Origin of the sequence: Pseudomonas sp. IT-P395, assembly GCF_949767675.1 — a bacterium.
In the GTDB taxonomy this organism is placed as follows: domain Bacteria; phylum Pseudomonadota; class Gammaproteobacteria; order Pseudomonadales; family Pseudomonadaceae; genus Aquipseudomonas.
In genome coordinates, this window is record NZ_CATKPW010000016.1 from 16877 (window position 1) to 34910 (window position 18034).

Consider the following 18034-nt stretch of genomic DNA (forward strand, 5'->3'; position numbering starts at 1 on the left):
AGACTCCTTATTGCCACGGGGTGCGGTCGAGTTCGCTCAGGCGTCGGCTCAAATCGGTGCGCACTTCGCGGATCTGGCGCTCATCCTGAGAGTCGAGCGCGATCTGGAATTGCTTGGCCCAATCGCCCATCAGATCACGCAGATCGCCCAGGCTTTCCTGATAGAGGCGCTCCAGACGTGCACTGAGCAGCGTGTTGACCTGCTGCTCGCGCGGATGAATCTTCAGTTGTGCGAGGTTCGCCAGGCGTTGCTGGATCTCCTCGGGTGACAGCACGCCGGGGTTGTTCTCGATGACCAGCGAATGCTGTTGCCCGGTCAGGGGGATTTTCACCTGGGCTTCGAGCAGACCGTTGTTGTCGTAGGTGAAACGCACGTCGAGGGCAACTTCGCCGGCCTTGCGTTTCGGCACCTTGATGTCCAGTTCGCCGAGTGCCACGTTGTCTTTGACCAGACGGCTTTCGCCCTGAAAGATGCGCACGACCACCTGTTCCTGATTGTCGTGCAGGGTGTACACGGTTTTCACCCGACTGACCGGCACGATGCTGTTGCGCTCGATGATCGGCAGGTAGTGGCCGCTCTCATAGTTGCGGCCGACCTGCGTGGAGGTCTCGATGCCCAGCGTGTAAGAGCAGACATCGGTCAACACCACTTCTTCCAGCGCTGCGGCGCGGGCCTTGAGTGCCGCCTGAATGGCCGCGCCCTGGGCCACAACCTGATCCGGGTCGAGGGTGATCGACGGGAACCGGCCGAACAGCCCGGCAGCGAGTTTGCGTACCAGCGGCATGCGCGTGGTACCGCCGACCAGCAGAATCTCGTCGAGATCGCTGACGCGGATGCGCGCATCGCGCAGCGCCCGTTCAATCGGCGCGCGCAGACGTTCGAGCAGCGGCATGTACAGCGTCGCCAACTGTTGCTGAGTAATGGTGTGCGTCCACTGCCGCTCACCGAGTTGCAAGCGGAATTCGGCGCTGTCGTCCTGACCCAGCGCCTTGCGCACGCGCTCGGCCTCGCGACGCAGCGGCTGGATGACGCTGCTGCGCTCCGGGAAGTCTGCGGCGGAACGGTGCTGGCTGATGAAGTGCTCCAGCAGCACGGTGTCGAAGTCTTCGCCGCCGAGGAAGTTGTCACCGGCACTGGCGCGGACCTCCATCACGCCTTCGAACAACTCCAGAATCGACACGTCGAACGTGCCGCCACCGAGGTCGAACACCAGGAACGAAGTTTCCTTGTCGCGTTGATGCAGTCCATAGGCGAGGGCGGCGGCGGTCGGCTCGTTGATCAGCTTCTCGACCTTCAGCCCGGCCAGTTCGCCGGCGATGCGCGTGGCTTTGCGTTGAGCGTCGCTGAAGTAGGCCGGGACGCTGATCACGGCTTCGGTGACGGTTTCGCCAAATGCGCGCTCGACGTCTTCTTTCAGACTCTTGAGCACCAAGGCGGAGAGTTCTTCCGGGCGAAACGCCTTGTCAGCCAAGTACGTTTGCGTAGCGCTGCCCATGTGGCGCTTGAACAGCGAAGCGGTCAGGCGCGGATGCGTGTGCAGACGCTCGCGCGCCGCCTGACCCACCAGAATCCGGCCTTGATCATCCAGGCCGACGACGCTTGGTGTCAGGAACTGGCCCAGGGCATTGGGCACCAACTCGGTGGCATCGCCCCGCCAGACGGCGACCAGGCTGTTGGTGGTTCCCAGGTCAATCCCTACGATCATTGCAACGAACTCCCTTTGCGCTTGGTAAAAAATGGAAACATTTATGGGCGCGCAGAATATTACCGAGGGTGCGATGCGGTAAAGCAGGATGATGGCTCTGAGCCATTATTTGCGACAGGCAGCCCGACACACGGCTGTTTCAGGAGAAAAATGCGGGCGCGGCCAGCATGACCGCGCCCGCTTTGTTACGGCATCACTGGCGGCGTATACGCCAGTGTCGTCCCCAGCGCCCACAACAACAGCAGCACCAGCGGCGTGTGCACCAGCAGTTGCACGAAGGAGAAACCAATCAGATCCCGCGCCTTCAACCCCAGCACGCCCAGCAGCGGCAGCATGTAGAACGGGTTGATCAGGTTCGGCAACGCTTCGGCGGCGTTGTAGATCTGTACCGCCCAGCCGAGGTGATATTGCAGATCATTGGCGACCTGCATCACGTACGGCGCTTCGATGATCCACTTGCCGCCACCCGACGGAATGAAGAAACCGAGAATCGCTGAATACACGCCCATCAGCAGCGCATAGGTGTCGTGGGAGGCGATGCTGACGAAGAACGTCGAGATGTGGTGCGCCAGGGTTTGCGCGTCGGTGCCTTTGACCGTGGTCATCAGCGCGGCAATCGAGCCATACAGCGGGAACTGAATCAACACGCCCGTGGTGGTCGGCACCGCCCGGGCCACGGCATCGAGGAAACTGCGCGGACGCCAGTGCAGCAATGCGCCGAGCATGATGAACAGGAAGTTGTAAGTATTGAGCCCGGAAATCGCGGTGATCGCCGGTTTGGTCGAAAACTCATGGAACAGCCATCCCGCCGCCAGCAGCACCAGCACGATGATCAGCAGCGGACTGTGTTCGAGCCATTCGCCCGGCCGCGTGCGCGGTTGCAGCGGAGGCAGGTTGAAGGCCGGGTCGATGCCGCAGGCCTTGGCATCGCGAGCCGAGTTCGGCCCGGGAGCGGTGGCGTAGGCAATGATGATCGAGATCACGATCAGCGCCAGCAGCATGACGCCGGACTGCCAGAGGAAAATCGTTTCGGTGAACGGAATCACCCCGGTGATCGACAGGATCGACGGCGGCAGGCTGGCGGGGTTGGCCTGCAATTGCGCAGCCGACGACGACAAGCCCAGCGCCCACACCGCGCCAAGGCCCAGATAGGCAGCGGCGCCGGCAGCGCGGTAATCCATTTTCAGATCGGTGCGGCGGGCGAGGGCGCGCACCAGCAAACCGCCGAATACCAAGGACAAGCCCCAGTTGAGCAGGGACGCGACCATCGAGATCAGCGCCACCCACGCCACGGCGGAACGGCCGTTTTTCGGGATGCGTGCCAAGCGATCAATCAGTTTTACAGCGGGCGGCGAACTGGCGACCACGTAGCCGCCGATCACCACGAAGGCCATCTGCATGGTGAACGGAATCAGACTCCAGAAGCCGTCCCCGAAGGCCATCGCCGCATCGGTGGGTTTGGCGCCCATGGCCAGTGTGGCCAGGGCGACGATGATCACCGCCAGCGCGGCGAATACCCAGGAGTCGGGAAACCAGCGTTCGGCAAAACTTGAACAGCGCAGGGCAAAGCGTGCGGAGCGGCTATCTTCGATATCAACGGCCACAGGGAGTACCTCGGATTTTTTATGGTTATTGTGGTCCGCGGGAACGCTCGCCGATCTCGACAACACAGAGATCCCTGTGGGAGCGAGCCTGCTCGCGAAGAGGTCGGCACATTCAACATTGAGGTTGCCTGAACTGACGCTTTCGCGAGCAGGCTCGCTCCCACATGGGGTTTACGGCGGTTGGCCGGCGTTGGCGTGGTCCCGCTGGACAGGCATTAACAGTAATTCAACTGCCGATGCTTTGTGAGCAGGTTTTGCAAAACCGGGACTATGGTCTAACGGGTTGTCCACCAGCCCATTTGCGTAGACCATGGGCGCCTTGGTTTTTTGCCTGTTTCCGAGTTCTTTGCCATGACTGCCCAATCCCCGGCCAAACCTGCGCCGTTCAGCCGTTCCGACTACAAGACCCTCGGCCTTGCGGCCCTGGGCGGCGCGCTGGAAATCTACGATTTCATCATCTTCGTGTTCTTCGCCCTGACCCTCAGCCAGTTGTTCTTCCCGCCGGAAATGCCCGAATGGCTGCGTCTGCTGCAAAGCTTCGGCATCTTCGTCACCGGTTATCTGGCGCGGCCGCTGGGCGGGATTCTGATGGCGCATTTCGCCGACAAACTCGGGCGCAAGAAAGTCTTCAGCCTGAGCATCCTGATGATGGCGCTGCCGTGCCTGCTGATCGGCATCATGCCGACTTATGCACAGATCGGTTATTTCGCACCATTGTTGCTGCTGGCGCTACGCATCCTGCAAGGCGCGGCAGTCGGCGGTGAAGTGCCGAGCGCCTGGGTGTTCGTCGCCGAGCACGCGCCGGCCGGTCATCGCGGGTATGCCTTGGGATTTTTGCAGGCCGGGCTGACGTTCGGTTACTTGATCGGCGCATTGACGGCGACGTTTCTCGCGCAAGTCTTCACACCTGCTGAAATCCTTGATTACGCCTGGCGCTATCCGTTCCTGCTCGGCGGTGTGTTCGGCGTGATTGGCGTTTATCTGCGCCGCTGGCTGAGCGAAACCCCGGTGTTCATGGCCATGGAAGCGCAGCGCGAGGCACGGGTCGAGCTGCCGCTGCGCACGGTGCTGCGCGAGCACCGGCTGGCGATGTTGCCGGCGATGTTGCTGACCTGCGTGCTGACCTCGGCGGTGGTGGTGTTCGTAGTGATCACCCCAACCATGATGCAGAAAACTTTCGGCATGACCGCCAGCCACACCTTTGCCCTGAGCGCGTTGGGCATCGTGTTTCTCAATATCGGCTGCGTGATCGCCGGGTTGCTGGTCGATCGTATTGGCGCTTGGCGCACGGTCATGCTGTATAGCCTGCTGCTACCGTTGGGCATCGGCGTGCTGTATGGCTGTTTGATCATGGGCGGCGGATGGATTGGCCTGGCTTACGCCGTCGCCGGTCTGGCGTGCGGTGTGGTCGGTGCGGTGCCGTCGGTGATGGTCGGGTTGTTCCCTGCGCGTATCCGCGTGTCAGGCATTTCCTTCACCTACAACATCGCCTACGCCGCGTGGGCAAGCATCACACCGCTGCTGCTGATCGGTCTGATGCCGTGGAGCCCGTGGATTTGTGTGATGTTCTGCGCGGTGATGGGCATGGTCGGCATCGTCAGCGCGGCGTATTTCGGCGCGCGCATGCCCCGAGTCGGCAGCCAATCCGTGGCGCCTTGTTCCTGAAGGCGAGTTAACGGCCTCAGCGCAAACCCGCGGAGGCCGTTACGTCAGCCAGTGCCACCACAGTAACGTCCCCGCCAGGCCTACCACCGAGACGATGGTTTGCAGGATCGACCAGACCCAGATCGTCTGTTTCAGTTGCAAGCCAAAATACTCGCGAACCATCCAGAAGCCGGCGTCGTTGACGTGGCAGAAGAACACCGAGCCGGCACCAATCGCCAATGCCACCAACGAACTTTGCGTCGCGGCGAGGCCCGCCATCATCGGCGCCAGAATCCCCGCCGTCGTGGTCGTGGCCACCGTCGCCGAGCCTGTGGCCTGACGCAATGCCACAGCGATCAACCAGGCCAGCAACAGGTACGGCATATGCGCGCCTTCGGCGACTTTGCTGATGGTCTGACTGACGCCGGCATCCAGCAATGTCTGCTTCAAGCCGCCGCCGGCGCCGATGGTCAGCAACAGCACGGCAATCGGCGCCAGACTTTTACGCAGGGTGCCGCCGACGTCTTCACGGGGCATGCCGTTGGCCCAACCGAGGCAGATCACCGCCGCCATCACCGCAATGCTTAGCGCCACCAACGGTTCGCCGAGAAACTTCAGGCTCAGGGCGACGCTGCTTTGCGGGCTCATCGCGACTTTCGCCAGGGTGCTGCCGAGCATCAGCAGCACCGGCAGCAGAATGATCAGCAGCGACATGGCGAAACTCGGCTGGCGCGGCGCTTTCGGCGGCGCACTGAACAACGCGCCGAGTTCTGCCGGCTCATCAATGTGCATGCGTTTCGACAGCCAATTGCCGTACAGCGGCCCGGCCAGAATCACCGCAGGGATGGCGATGCTGAAACCCAGCAGCATGGTCAGCCCAAGGTCGGCATGCAACGCGCTGACAGCAATCAACGGCCCGGGATGCGGAGGCATAAGAGCATGCAGCGTGGTCATCCCGGCCAGCGCTGGAATCGCGATTTTCAACAGCGGCTGACCCGAACGGCGAGCCATGACGAAAATGATCGGCACCATCATCACCAGGCCCACTTCAAAGAACAGCGGCAGGCCGATCACCATCGCCACCAGCGCCATGACCCACGGCAACGACTTGCCTTTGCCCAGCCCGAGCAAGGTCGACGCAATGCGGTCGGCGGCGCCGGATTCGGCCATCAGCGCACCGAGCATCGACCCCAGCGCAATGATGATCCCCGCTTCACCGAGAATCGCCCCGGCGCCCTTGCTGAACGCCTTGGCCACGTCTTCGGGCGGTAAACCAGCGCCGACACCGGCAATGAAAGTACCGATCAGGATCGATAGAAACGGCGGCAGTTTAGTCGCGCTGATCAACACGATAATCGTCGCAATGGCCAGCAGACAGCAGAGAATCAGGCGGGTGTCGTGAACCATCCAGGCAGCGGTCGATAAATCCAAAACGGAACTCCTTATCGGGCGGATAGCTGCAACATATTGTTGCAATTTGCCTTGAGGATACCCGATATGGCCGGGCCAGAGCGCTGGGTTTTGCAGTCGCTCGGTGGGGAACAGAACAGACCAGTGGCCTATCGAGATTATTTTTGACTGACCGGTCGCAAACGCTCTTCAGAAAAGATTTTCAAGGCCGATGGCTAGGCTGCATCCCGCTTTCTATCCTGCCCATCGGTACTTTCCCATGTTCAACAAACGCCTGAAGCAAGAGCTGGCCGCTCTTCGTGAAGAACTCTCCAGCCTCGTGCAGGTGAAGGAAAGCCTGGAAAGCGAGATGCTGGTGCTGAACCTTGAGCCCGACGGGCGCATTCAATCGGTCAACCAGAACTTCCTCACCGAGATGCTCTACAAGAGTCAGGACCTGATCGGGCGGGCGATTGAAGACATCGTCCCGGCGCATGTGAAGACTGACGAGTTCCATCACCGCTTCAAAAACGCCATGAACCGCGGCGAACATTTCGCCGGTGCCGTGCGCCTGCTGCGCGGCAATGGTGAAGAAGCGTGGCTGCGTTCGATCGTGCAACCGGTGCGTTCCTCGGATGGGCGCATCAAGCACATTTCGCTGTTCGCCAGCGACCTGACCCGCACCATCGAAGCTTCTCGTGAACACGAAAACCTGATCGGTGCGCTTGTGCGTTCGACCGCGGTAATCGAGTTCGACCTCAACGGCAATGTGCTGAACGCCAACGATCGCTTCCTCAGCGGCATGGGTTACAGCCTGGCGCAGATCAAGGGCAAACATCACCGCATGTTCTGCACGCCGGAGGAGTACAACAGCGCCGAGTACCAAAACTTCTGGCGCCGTTTGAACAACGGTGAGTTCGTGGCTGATCGCTTCAAGCGTGTCGACAGCCACGGTCGTACGGTCTGGCTGGAGGCGTCCTACAACCCGGTCGTCGATGCCAACGACAAACTGTACAAAGTGGTGAAGTTCGCCACGGTGATCACCGATCAGGTCAACCGCGAGCAAGCCGTCGCCGACGCAGCCAGCATCGCCTACAGCACCTCGCAGCAAACCGACAGCACCGCCCAGCGCGGTACCACAGTGGTGACTGAAGCGGTCAACGTAATGCGTGATCTGTCGCGGCACATGCAGGCTGCCGGTGAGGGCATCGAGGCGCTGAACGAGCAGTCGCAGGTGATCGGTACCATCGTCAAAACCATCAGCGGCATTGCCGAACAGACCAACCTGCTGGCGCTCAACGCTGCCATCGAAGCGGCCCGTGCCGGCGAGCAGGGCCGAGGCTTTGCGGTGGTGGCCGACGAAGTGCGACAACTGGCCTCGCGCACCAGTCAGGCGACCGAAGAGATCGTCACTGTGGTGCGGCAGAACCAGGAAATGGCGCGCAACGCCGTGGCGCTGATGACCGACGGCAAGCTTCAGGCCGAACAAGGGCTGGCGCTGGCGGCCGAGGCGGGCACGGTGATTGTCGAGATTCAGGACGGTGCGCAGAAAGTCGTGAATGCCGTCGGCCAGTTCGCCAATCAACTCTCCCACTGACCTGCACCCAACCCCTGCAGGAGCTGTCGAGTGAAACGAGGCTGCGATCTTTTGATCTTGATTCCGAGGATCAACATCAAGATCAAAAGATCGCAGCGTGCCGCAGCTCCTACAGAGTTTTCACCTGCCTGTATTTCGATGCTGGCGCTACAATCGGCTCCTTTTCCCCGGAGCAGATTCCCATGAGCGATTCCCACCGCCGCCCGGTGCCCCTGAACAAAGCCTACCGTTTGCTCAACCACGGGCCGACCGTTCTGGTCAGCGCCGCCCACGATGGGCAGCGCAACATCATGGCCGCCGCTTGGGCCATGCCGCTGGATTTCGAACCGCCGAAAGTCGCCGTCGTCCTTGATAAATCCACCTGGACCCGGCAACTGCTCGAAGCGTCCGGCACCTTCGTGCTCAATGTGCCTTGCGTCAATCAGGCCGACATCGTGCAAACAGTCGGCAATACCTCGGGCTTGGAAATCAGCCAAACCCAAGGGCAAGACAAGTTTCAAGCGTACGGCCTGCAAACCTTCGCCGGCGAACAAGTCGAAGCACCTTTGCTCGACGGCTGTGTGGCCTGGCTCGAATGCCGTTTGCTCCCGGAGCCGCGCAATCACGAGCAATACGATCTGTTCCTCGCCGAAGTCATCGCCGCCCATGCCGATGAGCGTGTGTTCAGCGACGGACGCTGGCATTTCGAAGGGCACGATGGCTTGCGCACCTTGCACCACGTGGCGGGCGGGCATTTCCTGAAGATTGGTGACGCGGTGGATGGCAAGACGTTAGCGGTTTGAATACGGCTGATGGCAAAACATTACCGGATGTTGCAAGGTGGAGAGCATCGTCAAACCTATCAGGCGCATGCCCCATGGATCTTTCCTTTTCAAGTTATCTGGCGCCGCTGCTGTCGTTGGCCCTGTTGTGGACGGTGGCCGTGGTCACGCCCGGCCCGAACTTCTTCAACATCGCGCAACTCGCGGTCAGCCGTTCCCGCCAGCATGGCGTAGTCGCGGCGCTCGGTGTGGCCAGCGGAACCGTGTTGTGGGGGCTGGCGGGGGGCTTGGGCATTCAGTCGCTGTTCAGTGCCGCGCCGACGCTGTACCTGAGCTTCAAGATTGCCGGCGGCTGTTACCTGATCTACCTCGGGCTCAAGCAGTTCAAGCGCAAGGCGCCGATCGTCGCGGGTACGCTGGATGACTCGCAGCAAACGTTGCTCGGCGCTTATGGCCGCGGCTTTCTGGGCAACATGACCAATCCTAAGTCAGCTCTGTTCGTCGCGACAATCTTCGCCACCGCCATGCCGGCTCACATCCCGCCACTGTTACTGGCGCTGGCGGTGCTGACCATGGCGACGCTGTCGTTCAGTTGGTATTGCTGCGTAGCGCTGTTCTTCGCCAGTCGCCGGATTGCTGGTGTGTATGAGCGTTCGCGGCAATGGCTGGATCGCTTGGCCGGTGGTTGTTATTTGCTGTTTGGGGTGCATCTGCTGGCTAATCGCTGAGCCGACTGATCTTCCAAGTTAAATCAGTTGCATGAAAAAAGGCCTACCTCGCGGTAAGCCTTTTTTGTTTGCGTCCTAGCCTCAATCCCCCAATGCTTCGCCTTCCCGCCGTGGATCCGCGCCACCTTGCAGCGACGCTTTCCTCTGCGCATCCTTGACCCGCACGATGGCCTGGGTGCCGCTGGTCATGTCGATTTCATTCACTGCGTGCCCTTTGTCTTTCAGTGCCTGAATCAGCGCCGGGCTGAACTGGCCTTGTTCCAGTTCGGTGGGGCCGTTGCGGCTGCCGAAGTTGGGCAGGCTGATGGCGCTTTGCGGGTCGAGGTTCCAGTCGAGCAGGCCGACGGTGGTTTTCGCCACGTATTCGATGATTTGCGAACCGCCGGGCGAGCCGACGGTGGCGACGAATTCGCCGCTGTGGCGATCAAAGATCAACGTTGGCGCCATCGACGAGCGCGGGCGTTTGCCGGGTTCGACACGGTTGGCGACTTTCTGGCCGTTCTCTTCCGGGATGAACGAGAAGTCGGTCATCTGGTTGTTCAGCAGAAAACCCTGAACCATCAGGTGCGAGCCGAACGCGGCCTCGATGGTGGTGGTCATCGACACGGCGCCGCCGAGGTCATCCACTGCGACCACTTGCGAGGTGGAGATGCGCAGCGGCGAGCGGTCCGGGGCGTAGGCAACCTGCACACCCGGTGGCGTGCCTGGTTTGGCGCTGCCCATGCTGCGTTCGCCGATCAGGCTGGCGCGGCTGGCGAGGTAACCGGGATCGACCAGGCCTTTGACCGGCACCGGCACGAAGTCGGTGTCGGCGACGTATTGCGCACGGTCGGCGTAGGCCAGACGTTCGACTTCGGCGATCAGATGCACGGCTTGCGGATCCGGTTCGATGCCGGCCGGTTTGTCGGTTTTCACTGGTTTCAGCGGCGTCAGGGAAAGGCGTGGATCGCGAGTTTCCAGTGCCTGCAACGTACCAAGAATCTGCGCCACGGCGATCCCGCCCGACGACGGTGGCGGCATGCCGCAAACCTGCCAGCGCTTGTAATCGGTGCACAGCGGCGCGCGTTCCTTGGCCTGATAGCGCTGCAGATCGTTCAGCGACAGGCTGCCGGGGTTGGCGTGGCCCTGCACCTTGGCGACGATTTCTTCGGCGACCGGGCCTTTGTACAACGCGTCCGAGCCCTCGTTGGCGATGCGTTTGAGCACTGCGGCCAATGCCGGGTTTTGCAGACGCGTGCCGACGGCTTTGACGCTGCCATCGGCGTTGAGGAAATACTTGGCCATGTCCGGCGACTGGCGGATGACTGGATCTGATTCCAGCAGCGAGTGCAAACGCGCAGAGATCGCAAAGCCTTGCTCGGACAGTTTGATCGCCGGTTCAAACAGCTTCGCCCATGGCAGGCGACCGTGTTGTTGATGCGCCATCTCCAGCGCGCGCAGTACGCCCGGTGTGCCGACTGAGCGACCGCCAATCTGCGCCTGCGGGAACGACATCGGTTGGCCGTCAGCGCGCAAGAACAGCTTCTCGGTGGCGCCAGCCGGTGCGGTTTCGCGACCGTCATACGTGCGCACCTGTTTGCCGTCCCACAACACGATCATCGCGCCGCCACCGATCCCGGAAGACTGCGGCTCAACCAAGGTCAGCACCGCTTGCATCGCAATCGCCGCATCAATCGCCGAACCACCCTGACGCAGCATCTCGCGACCAGCCTCGGCCGCCAGTGGATTGGCAGCGGCGGCCATGTGTTTACTGGCGTGACGGGTTTGCAGATCGGTGCGGTAACCGGAAGCAGCTTCAGGTGCCAGCGGCAAAGTCGAGGAGGGCGGGGCGTTGCACGCAGTGAGGGTCAGGGCGCTGATGATCAGCGTCAGGGCAGGCAGGCGAAAGCGGCTCAAGGGCAAGGCTGAAAACACGCGGGCTCTCCGTCCGTGGGATAAAAGTCTCGGGGACTTTATCGACCGCTCGGTCGCGACGCAAACCGATGGGCATTTTTGTCTTTCTTTTCGGGGCGGATGTTCGCTAGGGTCAACCGCGATCGATCTACCGCACACGTCCCCTTGTAGGCCTTCGCCTGCTCGCGATAGCGTCATCACATTCAACATCATTGCTGACTGAACCACCGCTATCGCGAGCAGGCTCACTCCTACAATTACAAGATCAACAAGAGGCTGATATGCACAGCTAGTTCCCCACCGAATCCAGCTACCGCGACCAACGCGAACAGTTCATCGCCGCCGCTAACGCCGCCGGTGCCACGCTCACCTCGTACGCCCATCCACGCAGCGGCCCCTTTGGCGAACCCCTGAGCACCGACGTCGCCGTGCTCGGCGATCCACAGGCCAAACGCCGACTGGTAGCGCTCAGCGGTACGCACGGAGTCGAGGGCTATTACGGCTCGGACTGTCAGATCGATTGGCTGAAGGCATTCGTACCGGGCTCGCTGCCCAAGGATGTCGCGGTGGTGATGGTGCACCTGATCAACCCATGGGGCACAGCGTGGTTACGCCGGGTCAACGAAGACAACATCGACCTCAACCGCAATCACCTCGACTTCACCGGGCCGCTACCGGATAACCGCGCGTACGCCGCACTGCATGAGATCTACGCCTGCACCGATTTGCACGGCCCCGAGCGCCAACGCGCCGATGCCTTGCTCGACGCGCAGATCAACGAACACGGCTGGCCAGCGGTGATGTCGATTGTCGAGGGTGGTCAACACAGCCATCCCGACGGACTGTTTTACGGTGGCCGTGCGCCGAGCTGGTCGAATCGCACCTTGCATCAAATCATCGAAACGCATCTGGCTGGCGCTGAAACCGTGATGTGTTTTGACCTGCACACCGGCGCTGGCGAGTACGGTCATCCGATGTTGCTGACCATCACCCAGGCGCCTTACCCGGCTCTCGCGCAGGCCCAGGCAATTTATGGCCCATGGCTTTACACGCTGCACACCGGCGCCGACACCTTGAGCGAAACCGGAGTGGCAGCGACTGCCACGGGGTACACCTCGCAGGCGTTGCTCAAGGCCTTGCCGGACGTGCAGTTGATGCCGCTCGTGATCGAGTGCGGGACGTATCCGGGGCCGGATGTGCATCGGCATTTGCGTGATGACCAGTGGCTGCATTTGCATGGCGATCCGCTGGATGCGGTAGGACGTGAAATCAAACTGAATCTGCTCGAGCAGTTCTATCCAGCTGATCCGGATTGGCGCGCAATGGTCGGTTTGCGCACTCGGCAAATCTGGGCGAAAGGCTTGTCGGCGTTGGGTAACTGGTCGCGGTAAATCATCAGTGTCTTTGCTGCCGGCACTTTCCTCCGGGCACAAAAAACGGCTCACTTTGCGGTAAGCCGTTTTTTGTATCCGTGCTGCGCGATCTAATTCATACCTGGATCGAACACCTTTCCTACAGCGGTTTTTCAACCTGATCTGTCGGTACCGATTTAGTCGAATGAAAAGGCATTTCGCGCCTGTAGTACCTCGCCCCCGACCTAGCGGTTGTTCTGCATTTCTCCTACAAATCTTTCAGGTCGACAACTTACGCGCCTTTACCTGAGGATGTTTTCTGCTGTTTTTTCCAGGATGGATTTCAGATGAAAAGGATGAGTCCGTTGCCATTCAACTCTATTTTCAGTCGGCCATTGTCATGAGTATTTCCAATGAGGACCGCGATTTTCTGGTGGCGATGGGCAGTCGCATTGCGCACTTACGCACAGTGCACGAGATCACACAGACTCGGTTTGCAAGGGCTTTAGGTCTTTCCCGGCAAACCTTTCAGGGCTACGAGGAGGGCACACGCAGCATGCCGGTCACGACACTGGTGAAGATGGCGTTTGCGCTTCGCGTGCCTGTTGAAGATCTGCTCGGGGTTCCCTCGTACACGCAGATGCCCAGACGCAGCTTGACCTCGACGTGGTATCGACGGCTGCAGTCCATCAATGAGCTCTCGAAGGTCCAACAGAAGGTCATTGCGCAGATGATCGACGCCTTGATCGCACAGGCAGCGACCAAAACGAGCAACGAACAGAAGGATATTTTGAAGTAACAGATTACCGAGACTTTTCTCGAGGCATAAAAAAACGGCCTACCTTTCGGTAAGCCGTTTTTAGTACTTGGTGGCTACACAGGGACTTGAACCCCGGACCCCAGCATTATGAATGCTATGCTCTAACCAACTGAGCTATGTAGCCAAGTGGCGCGCATTATTCCCCTGAAATGGAAAAGCGTCAAGCGTAAATTTAAAAATTTTTTCTACGCTTTCAACCGTTTATCAAAATCACTGGCCGAGCAGCGGCGAAGGGCAGCGTTGGAACCAGCGGCTGGCCTGCTCATACGCGTGCGCCAATTGCAGGACAGCGAAGTCAGCCTGGTGCTTGCCGATGATCTGTAGCCCCATCGGTAAACCGTGCGAATTGAATCCGGCCTGAACATTGGCCACCGGGCAACCCGACAGCGTGCCGGGGATGACCACCTCCATCCAGCGGTGATACGTGTCCATCGCCACGCCTTCGATAGACGTTGGCCAAGGCTGGGTTTTATCGAACGGGAACACTTGGGCGCTGGGCAGCAGCAGGTAATCGTACTTTTCGAACAGTCGAGAAATCGCCCGATACCAATCGCTGCGAACCACTGAAGCGGTGAACACTTCGCTGGCCGACAGCTTCAAGCCGTTTTCCACTTCCCAGATCGCTTCCGGTTTCAACAACGCACGTCTCTGCGGGTCGGCATACGTCGCGCCCAACGATCCCGCGACCATCCAGTGCCGCAAAGTCCGCCAACTGCTCCACAGCCGCTCAGGCGCGAAACCGGGCTCAACCGACTCAACGTGGCAGCCAAGGCTCTCAAAATCTGCAAAGGTCTTCTCACACAGCGACAGAACACCTTGCTCCATCGGCAGATAACCGCTGAAGTCCCCCAGCCAACCCAAACGTGTACCTTTGAAATCACGCCCCAACGGCGCCGTAAAAGCCTCGCCGGTTTCAGCGATGGACAATGGCGCACGCGCATCGCCCCCGGCCTGCACCGACAATAGCAACGCCGCATCCCTCACACTGCGCGCCATTGGCCCCTCATAACCGAGCTGATCGAAAAACAGATCCGCACTGTCATCGAACGGCACACGCCCCTGCGAAGGACGAAACCCAAAGATGTTATTGAACGCCGCCGGATTACGCAGCGAGCCCATCATGTCGCTGCCATCCGCTACAGGCACCAGATGCATCGCCAGCGCTGCCGCCGCGCCGCCACTGCTGCCGCCTGCGGTTTTGCTCGGGTCATACGCGCAAGCAGTCTCACCAAACAACGGGTTGTAACTTTGCGAGCCGAGACCGAATTCCGGGGTGTTGGTCTTGCCGATAATGATCGCGCCGGCCGCCTTGATTCGCTCGACCATGATGCCGTCGCGCTCAGGCACAAAGTCCTTGTACAGCGGCGAACCCAGCGTGGTGCGAATACCTTGGGTCAGCGACAGATCCTTGATCGCATGAGGCAAGCCATGCATCCAGCCACGGTATTCGCCACGCGCCAGTTCGGCATCGCGTTCATCGGCCTGAGCCAGCAGATGTTCCGGTGACTGCAGGCTGATCAGCGCATTCACCATCGGGTTGAAATGTTCGATATGGGCAAGGTAAGTCTGCATCACTTCCCGGCAGGAAACCTGGCGCAGGCGGATGCGTTCGGCGAGCTTGTGGGCCTGCAACAGGACCAGTTCGCTGATGTTATTAGAGTTCATTGCAAGCGGCCTTTCAGACGGCTGGAAAAACGCCCCGCCAGTGCGCCGGGGCGGTAGCGATCAACGCATCAGGTTGGTCCAGAGACGGTCAGCGAGGCGGATCGCACCTTCGCCGCAAGTCTTGCTGAACACCACGTTCGTCCCTTCGGGAATATGCAGTTCCGGCGCGTCCTTGAGCGCCGCGTCGAGGAACGGTTCGGCGCCTTTGATCGGGCTCTGGTGCTTGAGGAAGTTCTGCGTCATCGCCGAGTTTTCTGGCTGGCTGAGGAAGGCGATGAACGCCTTGGCATTCGCCGGATTTTTGCTGCCGGCAGGGATGACCATGTTATCGACCCAGGCCAGCACGCCTTCTTTCGGGTAGAGGTATTTCAGCGTCGGTTTCATCTCACGGGCACGCATCGACGAACCGCCCCAGAACATCGACATGTCGATTTCACCTGAGGCAAGGTTCTCGCGAATCGAGCCGGCCTTGGAGCTGTAGGTTTTCACGAATGGCTTCTGCGCCTTGAGCAGTGTCAGCACCTGCTGCATCTGTTTCGGGTCTTCGCTGCACAGCGGAATATTCAGATAGAGGCTGGCCATATCGACCATGTCGCTGACCGAATCGAACATGTTGATGCGCCCCTGCAACTCGGCTGGCGGCTCATACAAAACCTTGTAGCTGTCGGCCGGGCCTTTGTAGCGCGCCGAGTCCAACACGACGCTGGTGGTGCCCCAAATGAACGGCACCGAATATGCGCCTTCCGGGTCCCAGCTCGGTTTTTTCAAGTTATCCACAACGCTGGCGTAGTAGGGCTCCTTGACCGGGTCGAAGCGCTCCAGCAGGTTTTCCTTGATCAGGATCGGCACGAACTGGTGCGACGGAATCGCCACGTCATAACCGGCGCCGCCCTGTTTCAATTTCGCCAACAAGGTTTCGTTGGAGTCGTAGGAATCGACGGTGACTTCGATGCCGGTCTGCTTCTGGAACTTGGCGAGAATCTCCGGCGAAAAATAGCCGCTCCAACTGACCACGTTGAGTTTTTCGGCCGCCTGAACACTAACAGCCATGGTCAGCGGCACAGTCAGAAACAACGAAGTGCCAACGCTTTTTATCCACTTGCTCATGCTATTTCCCCACAGGTCGTAGAAGGTTCAGGCGTTCTTTTTGCCCAACAGGTAAGAGAGGCTGACGAACAGCACCGAGACGCCGAGGATCAGCGTCGACACGGCGTTGACGTCGGGTGTCACACCCATGCGCAGCAGGCCGAAAATGAAGATCGGCAGGGTCGTGGTGCCAGCCTGCGAGACCATCATCGAGATCACGAAGTTATCCAGCGAGACGATGAAGGCCAGCATCAGCCCGGAGAAAATCCCCGGCATCAGCAGCGGCAAAGTCACTTTGCGAAAGGTTCGCCACGGGCCGGCGTAGAGGTCGGCCGAGGCTTGTTCCAGCGACAGGTCCATGTCGTTCAGCCGTGCACGAATCGGCAGGTAGGCGAAGGGAATGCAGAACACCGTGTGCGCGATGATCAGGTTGCCGTAACCCAGCGACAGGCCGATGGTGGAGAACAGCGCCAGCGTCGCCACACCGACGACAATTTCCGGCAGTACCAGCGGCAACATGATCGCGCCCATCGACAACTGCAGGCCCTTGAACTTGGCGCCGCGCGAGGTGCCGAGGGCGGCGAGGGTGGCAATCGCCGTGGCGATCATGCTCGCGCACACCGCGATCAACAGGCTGTTGCCGGCGGCCTGGCGCAAGGCCTGATTGGCGAAGGCGGCGCGATACCAGTCGAGGCTGAAACCGGTCCACACCGTCGCCGATTGGTTGGCATTGAAGGAGAACACCACCAGCACCACGATCGGCGCATAGAGGTAAAGGTAGAACAGAAAACTGAAGCCGCCGAAACCGGGAAAGTCCTGCACACCCAGCCCTTTGCGTTTGAATACTCCGATCATCACGCACCTCCTTTGGCGATGCGCTGGCGCTCGGCGCGCAGGGCATACACGGTCAACACCAGCATCACGGCGGCCATCAGCACTAGCGACAGCGCTGCGCCGAACGGCCAGTTACGTGCATCGCTGAACTGCCGGAAGATCAGGTTGCCGAGCATCATTCGAGTGCCGCCACCGAGCAGTTCCGGGGCGATCATCGCCCCCAGACACGGCACGAAGGTGAGGATCGCGCCGGCGAGAATTCCCGGTTTGGCGATCGGCAAAACTACTTTTCGCAAGGTGCGCACGCGTCCGGCATAGAGGTCCTGCGCGGCTTCGAGCAGACGGATATCCATCTTTTCCAGCGTCGCGTAAATCGGCAACACCACGAACGGCGCATAGGTGTAAACCAGCCCGAGCAGCACCGCGCCGTCGGTGTACAACAACTGCAATGGTTCATGGATAACGCCCATGCCCATCAGGCTGTTGTTGATCACCCCGGTGTTGCGCAGCAACAGAATCCACGCGTACGTGCGGATCAGCAGGTTGGCCCAGAACGGCACGGTGATCAGAAAAATCAGCAGGCCACGGCGATGCGCCGGTTGCATGGCCAGCCACACCGCCACCGGAAAACCGATCAGCAACGTGATGATCGTGGTCAGCCCGGCAATGCCGATCGAGCGCAGGGCGATGAGCAAATACGAGTCGGCAAACGCGAGGCTGTCGTCCAGTTGGCGCTCGAACAGCAGTGAGGTGTAGGCGTCGCTGCTGAAGACTTTGTTGACCCCGCCGTAGGGGTTGGCCTCCATCAGCGAATAGCCGATGACGATCAGGATCGGCACCAGCAGAAACAAACAGATGGCGATCAGCGCCGGGCTGACCCCGAGGAAACTCTGGAAGGCTTTGCGCCGCTCCAGCGTGTTGGCAATCGGTAAGGCGGGCATGGCAATTTCTCCGGC

General features: G+C 60.3%; 12 protein-coding genes, 1 tRNA gene and 3 pseudogenes. 7 read left to right on the plus strand and 9 right to left on the minus strand.

Annotated features, from left to right (window positions below):
• Positions 1–7: 7 nt before the first annotated feature.
• Positions 8–1705: a molecular chaperone HscC gene (locus ACM6IN_RS14035; RefSeq protein ID WP_007912942.1), complete on the minus strand. Its 1698-nt coding sequence runs from the start codon at positions 1703–1705 to the stop codon at positions 8–10.
• A 185-nt stretch (positions 1706–1890) separates the two neighbouring features.
• Positions 1891–3309 carry a short-chain fatty acid transporter gene (locus ACM6IN_RS14040; protein WP_007912940.1) on the minus strand — a complete coding sequence of 473 codons (1419 nt, stop codon included), beginning with the start codon at positions 3307–3309 and terminating at the stop codon, positions 1891–1893.
• 351 nt (positions 3310–3660) lie between these two features.
• On the opposite strand from ACM6IN_RS14040, the gene ACM6IN_RS14045 reads away from it, so the two are divergent.
• The gene (locus ACM6IN_RS14045; protein ID WP_414916222.1) at positions 3661–4974 is read left to right on the plus strand and encodes an MFS transporter; all 1314 of its coding nucleotides are present in this window, start codon (positions 3661–3663) and stop codon (positions 4972–4974) included.
• A gap of 39 nt (positions 4975–5013) precedes the next feature.
• Here ACM6IN_RS14045 and ACM6IN_RS14050 read toward each other — a convergent pair whose 3' ends face one another.
• Positions 5014–6384 carry a gluconate:H+ symporter gene (locus tag ACM6IN_RS14050; RefSeq protein WP_007912937.1) on the minus strand — a complete coding sequence of 457 codons (1371 nt, stop codon included), beginning with the start codon at positions 6382–6384 and terminating at the stop codon, positions 5014–5016.
• 238 nt (positions 6385–6622) lie between these two features.
• On the opposite strand from ACM6IN_RS14050, the pseudogene ACM6IN_RS14055 reads away from it, so the two are divergent.
• From ACM6IN_RS14055 to ACM6IN_RS14070, 4 genes and pseudogenes are all read left to right on the plus strand, one after another.
• Positions 6623–7399 (plus strand): annotated as a pseudogene (locus tag ACM6IN_RS14055) (PAS domain-containing protein); the annotation flags it as partial.
• 102 nt (positions 7400–7501) lie between these two features.
• A pseudogene (locus ACM6IN_RS14060) lies at positions 7502–7939 on the plus strand (methyl-accepting chemotaxis protein); the annotation flags it as partial.
• A gap of 182 nt (positions 7940–8121) precedes the next feature.
• Positions 8122–8721, plus strand: a complete 600-nt coding sequence (locus ACM6IN_RS14065) for a flavin reductase family protein (RefSeq protein WP_150693124.1) — start codon at positions 8122–8124, stop codon at positions 8719–8721.
• A gap of 74 nt (positions 8722–8795) precedes the next feature.
• Positions 8796–9428, plus strand: a complete 633-nt coding sequence (locus ACM6IN_RS14070) for a LysE family translocator (protein ID WP_414916223.1) — start codon at positions 8796–8798, stop codon at positions 9426–9428.
• An 81-nt stretch (positions 9429–9509) separates the two neighbouring features.
• On the opposite strand, the gene ggt is transcribed toward ACM6IN_RS14070, so the two are convergent.
• A complete protein-coding gene (gene ggt, locus ACM6IN_RS14075) occupies positions 9510–11342 on the minus strand; it encodes a gamma-glutamyltransferase (protein ID WP_414916224.1) in 1833 nt (610 codons plus the stop codon).
• 272 nt (positions 11343–11614) lie between these two features.
• On the opposite strand from ggt, the pseudogene ACM6IN_RS14080 reads away from it, so the two are divergent.
• Together ACM6IN_RS14080 and ACM6IN_RS14085 are read left to right on the plus strand one after the other, a co-directional pair.
• Positions 11615–12712 (plus strand): annotated as a pseudogene (locus ACM6IN_RS14080) (DUF2817 domain-containing protein); the annotation flags it as partial.
• 361 nt (positions 12713–13073) lie between these two features.
• Positions 13074–13472, plus strand: coding sequence for a helix-turn-helix domain-containing protein (locus ACM6IN_RS14085; protein ID WP_414916225.1), 399 nt, complete (start codon positions 13074–13076; stop codon positions 13470–13472).
• 68 nt (positions 13473–13540) lie between these two features.
• On the opposite strand, the gene ACM6IN_RS14090 is transcribed toward ACM6IN_RS14085, so the two are convergent.
• From ACM6IN_RS14090 to ACM6IN_RS14110, 5 genes are all read right to left on the minus strand, one after another.
• Positions 13541–13617, minus strand: a tRNA-Met gene (locus ACM6IN_RS14090).
• An 86-nt stretch (positions 13618–13703) separates the two neighbouring features.
• The gene (locus tag ACM6IN_RS14095) at positions 13704–15158 is read right to left on the minus strand and encodes an amidase (protein ID WP_414916226.1); all 1455 of its coding nucleotides are present in this window, start codon (positions 15156–15158) and stop codon (positions 13704–13706) included.
• A gap of 60 nt (positions 15159–15218) precedes the next feature.
• Complete coding sequence (locus tag ACM6IN_RS14100; RefSeq protein ID WP_414916227.1) at positions 15219–16265, minus strand: extracellular solute-binding protein; 1047 nt, start codon at positions 16263–16265, stop codon at positions 15219–15221.
• Between the two features lie 27 nt (positions 16266–16292).
• On the minus strand, positions 16293–17099 hold the full coding sequence (locus tag ACM6IN_RS14105) for an ABC transporter permease (RefSeq protein ID WP_150776207.1): 807 nt from the start codon (positions 17097–17099) through the stop codon (positions 16293–16295).
• On the minus strand, positions 17099–18019 hold the full coding sequence (locus tag ACM6IN_RS14110) for an ABC transporter permease (protein WP_127929764.1): 921 nt from the start codon (positions 18017–18019) through the stop codon (positions 17099–17101). Before ACM6IN_RS14110 ends, ACM6IN_RS14105 begins: the two co-directional genes overlap by 1 nt.
• Positions 18020–18034 lie beyond the last annotated feature (15 nt).